Below are 8319 nucleotides of genomic sequence, written 5' to 3'. Positions count from 1 at the left end.
TAATTGATGACACGCCCTAGGTCATAGGATATGTTTAAGCAAATGCTAAACCCAAACGCTAGTGGTAAAAATTCCCGTTGTGACCACCTGCCAAAGCCAGTAGAATAGCCTCATGCTAAATTTAACCCTTCGTTATCCCAGCACTCGCATTGACGAGTTGCCCGCCGCGTTGCAACCTCTTGCCGCCCAGTCATTGACCCTTGCTAGGCTTTATGCGGGTCGCGGTATCACTGCGCCTGATGAGCTTGAAACAGGCTTGTCCGGTTTATTGCCGGCCGAGATGCTGCATGGCATCACGGAAGCGGTACGTTTATTAGATGTCGCCATTGATGCGGGGCAACGTATCTTAATCGTGGGTGATTTTGATTGTGATGGCGCAACCAGCACAGCATTAATGATGCGTGCGCTGACCAAGATGGGCGCGGTCGTTGATTTCTTAGTGCCTGACCGTTTTAAATATGGCTACGGGCTAACGCCTGAAATCGTTGAATTGGGTATCAAGACCTATCATCCAGACGTGATAGTGACTGTCGACAATGGTATCTCAAGCCACGATGGCGTCGCGCGTGCGCAGGCTGATGGCATTACGGTCATTATCACTGACCATCACCTGACTACCAAAGAGACGCCGCCCGCCGAAGCGGTGGTCAATCCTAATCAGCTTGGCTGCAATTTTAGCAGTAAAGCATTGGTCGGTGTTGGCGTGGCGTTTTATGTGCTGGGTCGCTTGGCAAAACTGCGCCGCGAAGCGGGCAAGTCTAGCGTACAAGTGAGCCAATATTTGGACTTGGTGGCGCTTGGGACGATTGCCGATGTGGGCGTACTTGATAAAAACAATCGTATTTTAGTTCATCATGGACTAAATGCCATTCGTCAAGGGCGCTGCTCGCTTGGTATATTGGCGCTGCTTGAGCAAGCGGGCCGCGACCCCAAGCAGTTACAGGCGCAGGACTTTGGTTTTGTTTTAGGTCCGCGTATCAATGCCGCTGGGCGCATGGATAATATGCGCATCGGTATCGAATGCTTATTAACCGATGACTGGAGTACGGCGCAGCGTTTGGCGCAAGAGCTTGAACAGCTTAACCGTACGCGCCGTCATGTCGAAGGCGAGATGCGCGCGCAAGCGGATGGCATTGTGCAAGCGTTAGCTGCTGCTGAAAACAATCGTGAGGTGAATACTGCTGATGTTATTAATAGAACTGATGAGAGCGGTGAAAATCTTATCCAGCCTAAAGCTGAGAAACAAACGGTTAACCATCAAAACCGCAGCATTATTTTATATCAAGACGATTGGCATCAAGGTGTCATCGGTATCGTCGCTGGGCGTTTAAAAGAAAGCCATTACCTACCGAGTATTGTCTTTGCCCCAGCCGATACAGAGCGTACAGATGATGACGACGCCATCAAAGGCTCGGCGCGCTCTATTGCAGGCGTGCATATTCGCGATGCGATTGAGCAAGTGGCCGAGCGGCATCCTAATCTCATTAGCCATTTTGGTGGTCATGCCATGGCGGCAGGTTTAACGATTAAACGCCGTAACTTTGATGACTTTGTGATCGCGTTTAACGAAGTGATGACGCAGATGGATGAGGAAGTATTTGCCGAGCAAAAATTTACCGATGGCGCGCTGCAAGCAGAGGATTTTAGCTTATGGTTTGCAGAGCATTTAACCAATGCCAGTATTTGGGGTCATGGCTTTGCGCCGCCGATATTTGACGGCGTCTTTGAGGTGCTAAGCTTTAAGATATTAAAGGATAAGCATCTTAAACTATCGCTGCGTTATCCTGGCGTACAATATCCAATTGAGGCAATTCAGTTCAATTTTGATAGCAGCGCTTGGGATTACCGCGCCGAAAAAGTGCATTTACTGTTTCAGCTAGACATTAACGAGTGGAACGGCAAACAAAGCCTACAGTTGATGGTCAAAGATTTGGCGCTGGTAAAAGAGACGGTAGCAGAAAGATAGCAGGTTAGTACTGCTTAAAGTAAGGGTGCTAATAGTTGCTAGGCGTTGATAGCTCTATGCTGCGGCATTAATCCACCAAACGAATAGAGGGCAGGTGCCAATCGAATTTAAGCGCTAGCATACGCACGGCAAAGATAACAAACAGCATCACAAATTCATTGGTCATCGCATCAAGGCCCAAATAATCAAGCGCCAAATAGGTTAAAGACCCTGCAATACTGGCGGTGATATAAATCTCGCGCTGTAGCAGCAAAGGTATCTCATTACAGATAATATCACGCAATAATCCACCAATAATCGCCGTCCAAACCCCCATCATAACCGCGATAATCGGCGACATATCTTGCGCCAAAGCCACTTTAAAACCGATGACACTAAAGGCTGCCAAACCAATCGCATCAAAGAATTTAAGCGCTTTATCAATCTTATGATACAGATGAAAGAAAATTTGTAGAATAAGGGAGGTGAGGGTGATGACGATGACATAGTTAAGATCAGTCATCCAAAATAGCGGATGGCGATCGAGCGCTATGTCACGTAAGGTACCGCCGCCAATAGCATTGACCATCGAAACCAAGATACAGCCGGCAATATCAAAGCCTTTATGCTGTGCAAGTAAAGTACCCGCGATGGCGCAGGCAATGACGCCAACCATATCTAATAAATACAGCAGAATATCAGGAAAAATAAAGTGATTCATCATGAATTATTTTAGCCTCAACCGTCTTTTGCAAATAATATCAGCCCCAGCATAATCAGCCCGATGCCGGCCAACCCCATCGCTGATGGTATGGCATTATTTAACAATAATATACCGCCAATTAAGGCAAAAATGACCTCGCTGGCTTGGGTAGAATCAACACCCGCTACTTCACTTGAGGTCACCGCCTGTTCACGCGCATATAAGAAGATGCTGGTTGCTGCCACTCCAGCCAACAATGCCACTAGCAAGGTATTAAATAACTGCGTAGTTTTAGGCAGTTCAGGGCGCACGAGCAAACCTAAAATTAACCAAAATGGCAAACTACCGAGGGTCATAAGCCAGACTTTATTAAAGGCGTTTTGTAGAAGGGTCGTCTCGATAGCAGGAATGCGCGCAATCAGATTTTGCAAGGCAGAAGTTGGTTTAGCATGAATAGCGCTACTGGCATTTAAGGCAACATTGCTGTCCGCAGCGCTAGAGGCAGCAGCTAAATCGTAAGCTTCTGAGATAAGCGGCTGGTTGGTATTCACGTGATGACTTTGTTCACTATCAGGTTTTTTAATTTCTCGTGCTTGCTGCAGCTCAGCCTTATTTTTAAGAGCAGTGTCTTCACTAGCATTGCGTTTGCGAGAATTGTGCGACACTTGCCACACCAACTGATTACCGATGGGGTAACTAAAGGCGGCAATCAGCGCGGGCAGCGCACCGTAAAGCAGCATTTCTGCCATCGGCGCGCTGTCAATATCGGCTAGAGCAGAAGCGCGCAAGCCTTCGCTGACGTTAACCAAAACTACCCCGATAAAGACCAGTAGCGCATAAATAATAAACTTTTTATCGAAGCGTTGCCCAAATGCCAAAAGGACAAGCAAACTGGTCACGACGGTAAACATAAAGGTGGCGGCAACCACCCAGCCTGCGACGTGGTCGCCAGCATAGCAAATGCCGGTATAAAAAACACCAAAGCCAATACTGCCAGTAATACACCAAAAACCCCAATGCTGCTGAAAGATAGCCGTAAGCTCTTTAATCCGGCCAAAGCCATGTTGCATGCAAATAAGAACGGTGATAATCAGCCACATAAAGACATAGCGTAGGCTTGCCGACCAAAACCAGTGACCGCCAGCATTACTCATCAGCTCATTTAAAATAAATGTCGAGCTAAAAAACGCCCCCGCCAATAAGCCCAATAAAATCAGTTTGACCATGTATGCGTCCTTGCAGTCGGCTGGTTATTTATTCAGAGTGTGTATTTGAGTTGTCCATCTAACCTGTTTATGGACATCATTTATGCAGATTTTAGACAGTTATTTGCCTTTGGCGTCTGCCCAAATGATTTTATGTAATTGTAATTGAAAACGAACGGGAAGGGCATCGGTTAGTATCCACTGCGCAAGCTCGCGTGCCAAGACGGGCACCTCAGGGCTGCTCACTTCCTCAGTAGCGGCTGCACTGATATCTTCTGCGACAGTAAACATCGGTGAAAACCAAACCGTCCCGACCAATTTATCAAGTTGATGCTCAAACAGTGCTGCCTTTGCCCACTCATAATCGGCGCGATTCATAATGACAAATTTGATTTGGTCGTGCGGCGTAAGATAGTTAAGATTTGACCAAAGATTCTTATCGACTTCACCCGAGCTTGGCGTTTTAAGATCCATGACTTTACTTACCGCAGGCGGCACATTTTCTACCGTCAGCGCCCCTGCGGTTTCAAGCGAAATTTCATAGCCATCATCTAGCAAACGCTGCATTAATTCAATGGCATTTGGCTGTGCTAACGGCTCGCCGCCGGTTAGGCAAATACGTTTACACGGATAGCTTTTGATGGTAGTGATAATGGCTTCTAGCGATTGACGTTCACCGCCACTAAAGGCGTACTCGGTATCGCAATAAACACAGCGCAGCGGACAGCCGGTCAAGCGCACAAATATCGTCGGCAAGCCTGAGGTTAGCGCCTCACCTTGCAAAGAATAAAAAATCTCGGTCACACGTAACCCGGCTTCAGGGTCGGTGACAGGAATCGCGGCGGTGCGTAGTAAAAGCTCAGACATAACGGTTTCAAATACGGTTAAATTTTGATAACGCTATCGAGCGTTTATCAAATAAAAAAGGTTTAATAATCTATCTAACACTAGGCATGTCAGCGTCCAAAGAGACAAAGATTATAACGTAAAGATTTGGTTTAAACTGCCATAAGGTATGAAAAAAGATGCTGGAGTCAACCCCAACATCTTTTATGATAAAAACCCAGCATCTTTTATGATAAAAATAAGGCAAATAATAACCAAAACTTAATCACCAAAAAGCTAGGCTAACCGTAATAACTCATTGACAGAGGTTTTTGCCCGGGTTTGCGCATCGACTTTTTTTACGATGATAGCGGCGTACAAACTATGCGTCCCATCTTCTGAAGGTAAGCTGCCCGGCACAACCACTGAACCGGCCGGCACACGGCCGCGATGAATCTCGCCGGTTTCGCGGTCATAAATGCGCGTTGACTGACCGATGTAGACGCCCATAGAGATAACGGCGCCTTCTTCTATAATCACGCCTTCAACGATTTCAGAGCGCGCCCCGATAAAGCAGTTGTCCTCGATAATCGTTGGATTTGCTTGCAAAGGCTCTAAAACGCCGCCGATACCAACGCCGCCTGATAAATGCACATTTTTGCCGATTTGCGCGCATGAACCAACCGTTGCCCACGTATCTACCATTGCTCCTTGGTCGACGTAAGCGCCAATATTGACATACGATGGCATCAAGACGGCACCAGCTGCGATGTAGGAACCTTTACGAGCAACTGCTGGTGGTACAACGCGCACGCCTGCTTCTTTAAATTGCGCTTCTGTCCAATTGGCAAACTTCGTTGGCACCTTGTCGTAGAACTGCACGTGTTCGCCCGCCGCTTGGACATAGTTGTCGTTTAAACGAAACGATAATAAAACCGCTTTTTTAGCCCACTGGTTGACCACCCATTCGCCATCTTTCTTCTCAGCAACGCGTAGGCTACCATTGTCTAATTGCTCAAGCACTTCGTTGATGGCGTCACGTACGTCTTGTGGCATGGTTGCAGGGCTATAGTCGTTACGATTTTCAAAGGCTTGTTCGATGGTTTGTTGCAATGTCATAAATATTCCTAAAATTGGTAAAGGTAAATAAAATGATGGTAATAAGTGTGGTCACTTATAAAAAGCTTACAGTATTGCCGCTAATTTAGCGAATGTTAGCAAACAAGGGCAGTGGAGCGGCCATGCTGCTATCAATAATTGTCTTAATCACCTAAAGTATGGCTTTTTAACCAGTCTAAGATGTCCTGATAAACCAGCGCTTTGTCCTGTTCATGGAGCGGTTCATGGCGCATGTGTGAATAAAGCTGTAGCGTGATATTGCGAAAGTTCTGTTTTTCTAAACGGCTGGCAACGTTGCGGATGCCTTTACCCATATCACCAATAGGATCGTTCTCACCGCTGATCAATAACATGGGAAAATCTTTAGCAATGGTCGTCGCCCATTTCTTATTCAGACCGGTCTCCATGAGGGTAAATAAAGTTAAAAAACCATTATTAGTAAAGTCAAAACCCGTCAATGGGTCGGCTTCATAGGCTTCGACAGCGGCGGGGTCTGCACTTAACCAAGCAAATTCTGAAGAAGAGAGACGATTATCAAGCTTGCTGTTAAGTACCTTATTCATCACATTGGCAAAAACTGGGTTTGGCTTTCTAGGCGCCACTTTTGCCAGTATTTTATTGATCGGTAGTAGCACTTTGGTCAATGGATTGGCATCAGCGGTGCCCATTAAGATAGCACCAGTAAAATTCTGCGCATGGTGCTTGAGGACGTTGCGCACGATAAACGAGCCCATCGAGTGACCCAGGATAAAATGCGGCACGTCAGGATGGCGCGCCTTTAGGCTGTCTGCCATGATAATAACGTCTTTTAATAGCGACTGCACGGGATGCTCGTCAGCAAAAAATCCCAATTCATCGGCTGATTTAACGGTCTGTCCATGACCAAGCTGATCGTACGTGGCAACTGCAATACCCTTATCTGCTAAAAACTGGGCAAATTCTGCATAGCGCCCGCTGTGCTCTGCCATGCCATGCACAATCAATAAAGTGGCAGTAACGGCTTTAGAGTTGTCGCTTGGCTCAAAAAAATTGTGATGCAAATAGTGAATGTTGTCAGACGAGGTAATGTGTTCGGTGTTGCTCATAAAAAACCAGTCCTTAAATGATGAAGGCTCAAAAACAAAGAAGGTATATAAAGATGCAAGTTTTATTATAAAGATAAGTAATAGGGGCGAACAATTTAATCGCCAAGCTTTACGTGGTCAATTTTTTGCCTATTCGTGGTTATCGTACAATAGTCTGCGTTAAAATGCTTTCATTTTATGTTTTGAGTGTTTTTGGCGGTTGATGGGGCGGGATAAACTCCTATTTGCTTGTATGACGTGTGTTGACGCACTATTTTAACTATCAGTACAGACCAGTAGCTGGCAAGATTGGGCCGATTTTATGACTTATAAGTTTATGAAATAAAAAACCACAGCCATAAAAAAACCCCCATCAAAGTGATGAGGGTCTTGGCAAATGCCATAATCGAATCAAGTGGATTCAAAAAATTTACGACTAAAATATGGCTCTCCAACCTGGGCTCGAACCAGGGACACACGGATTAACAGTCCGTTGCTCTACCAACTGAGCTATTGGAGAATAAGTGGTAAGTGTTACATTGCTTACTGCGAGCTTAGAAGCCTCTAATGAGTTCTTGCTAAGTGGGGCGTATTCTAGCAAAGATAAAAAATACGTCAAGCTTTTTTTTGCAGATTTTAGAAAGATTGCGTTTTTACTTGGAAGATAAAAACATTTACAAGGTTTTTAGCGCAAAGACAGGGCTAAAGCAATCATAAACAACCCTAGCCATATAAATAAAATATCTCTCCTACGCTTATTCTAAGGTCTCTATTTGCGATTTGCCAATGCCTGCTGTATAACAGATATTTAAAATGAATAGGTTTTTCGATAACGCTAAGGAATATTATGTCGCAATACAATACCAGCTCTACGGCCAAAAGTGCGCCTTTAAACCATGAATTATACATGTCGGTGCTGATGACGCCAGACATGGCAAATTTTATTGGCAACGTCCATGGTGGCGATTTGCTCAAGATGCTCGACCAAGTCGCTTATGCTTGCGCCAGTCGTTACAGTGGTAGCTATGTGGTGACGCTATCGGTCGACCAAGTGATGTTTCGCGAGCCCATTTACGTCGGAGAGTTGGTGACCTTTGCCGCCAGTATCAACTACGTCGGTAGAACGTCTATGGAAGTGGGCATTCGGGTGGAAGCCGAGGACGTTCGCGCCCGTACGATTCGCCATACCAATAGCTGCTATTTTACCATGGTGGCGATTGATGATAACGGCAAACCGACGCCTGTTCCCGCGCTTGAGATTAAAAATGAGATGCAGCAGTGCCGTTTTGAGGCAGGCTTAGCGCGTAAAGAGCTGCGCATGCAAAGCTCACATCGTCCGAGCTGCGATATCAATCAGATGATTGGTGAAAGTTTGGGCGCTAGCAAGATGACCGATAAAAACGTCGCTGAGAACGACATGATTGGCGAGCTTTCACAGCATAAAAATACCCAGTAGGA

7 protein-coding genes and 1 tRNA gene are annotated in these 8319 nt (G+C 45.9%); 2 read left to right on the top strand and 6 right to left on the bottom strand.

Annotated features, from left to right (window positions below; all coding sequences use genetic code 11):
- Positions 1–112 precede the first annotated feature (112 nt).
- Positions 113–1966, top strand: a complete 1854-nt coding sequence (gene recJ / locus B4240_RS04490; protein WP_296237039.1) for a single-stranded-DNA-specific exonuclease RecJ — start codon at positions 113–115, stop codon at positions 1964–1966.
- A 67-nt stretch (positions 1967–2033) separates the two neighbouring features.
- Here recJ and B4240_RS04485 read toward each other — a convergent pair whose 3' ends face one another.
- The 6 genes from B4240_RS04485 to B4240_RS04460 all read right to left on the bottom strand — a co-directional run bounded on the left by B4240_RS04485 (position 2034) and on the right by B4240_RS04460 (position 7381).
- The gene (locus B4240_RS04485) at positions 2034–2669 is read right to left on the bottom strand and encodes a trimeric intracellular cation channel family protein (protein ID WP_296237038.1); all 636 of its coding nucleotides are present in this window, start codon (positions 2667–2669) and stop codon (positions 2034–2036) included.
- A 14-nt stretch (positions 2670–2683) separates the two neighbouring features.
- Positions 2684–3874 carry a multidrug resistance efflux transporter family protein gene (locus tag B4240_RS04480; RefSeq protein WP_296237037.1) on the bottom strand — a complete coding sequence of 397 codons (1191 nt, stop codon included), beginning with the start codon at positions 3872–3874 and terminating at the stop codon, positions 2684–2686.
- Between the two features lie 99 nt (positions 3875–3973).
- A complete protein-coding gene (queE, locus tag B4240_RS04475) occupies positions 3974–4720 on the bottom strand; it encodes a 7-carboxy-7-deazaguanine synthase QueE (protein ID WP_296237036.1) in 747 nt (248 codons plus the stop codon).
- Between the two features lie 255 nt (positions 4721–4975).
- Complete coding sequence (dapD, locus tag B4240_RS04470) at positions 4976–5797, bottom strand: 2,3,4,5-tetrahydropyridine-2,6-dicarboxylate N-succinyltransferase (protein WP_296237035.1); 822 nt, start codon at positions 5795–5797, stop codon at positions 4976–4978.
- A gap of 143 nt (positions 5798–5940) precedes the next feature.
- Positions 5941–6882 (bottom strand): alpha/beta hydrolase, encoded by a 942-nt coding sequence (locus tag B4240_RS04465; protein WP_296237034.1) that lies wholly within the window; start codon positions 6880–6882, stop codon positions 5941–5943.
- A 423-nt stretch (positions 6883–7305) separates the two neighbouring features.
- Positions 7306–7381 (bottom strand) — tRNA-Asn (locus B4240_RS04460).
- A 327-nt stretch (positions 7382–7708) separates the two neighbouring features.
- On the opposite strand from B4240_RS04460, the gene B4240_RS04455 reads away from it, so the two are divergent.
- Positions 7709–8317, top strand: a complete 609-nt coding sequence (locus B4240_RS04455; RefSeq protein ID WP_296237033.1) for an acyl-CoA thioesterase — start codon at positions 7709–7711, stop codon at positions 8315–8317.
- The last annotated feature ends 2 nt before the right edge of the window (positions 8318–8319 follow it).

This window comes from Psychrobacter sp. UBA5136 (assembly GCF_002414005.1).
GTDB lineage: Bacteria > Pseudomonadota > Gammaproteobacteria > Pseudomonadales > Moraxellaceae > Psychrobacter.
This window is presented reverse-complemented; position numbering and strand designations above follow the sequence as displayed.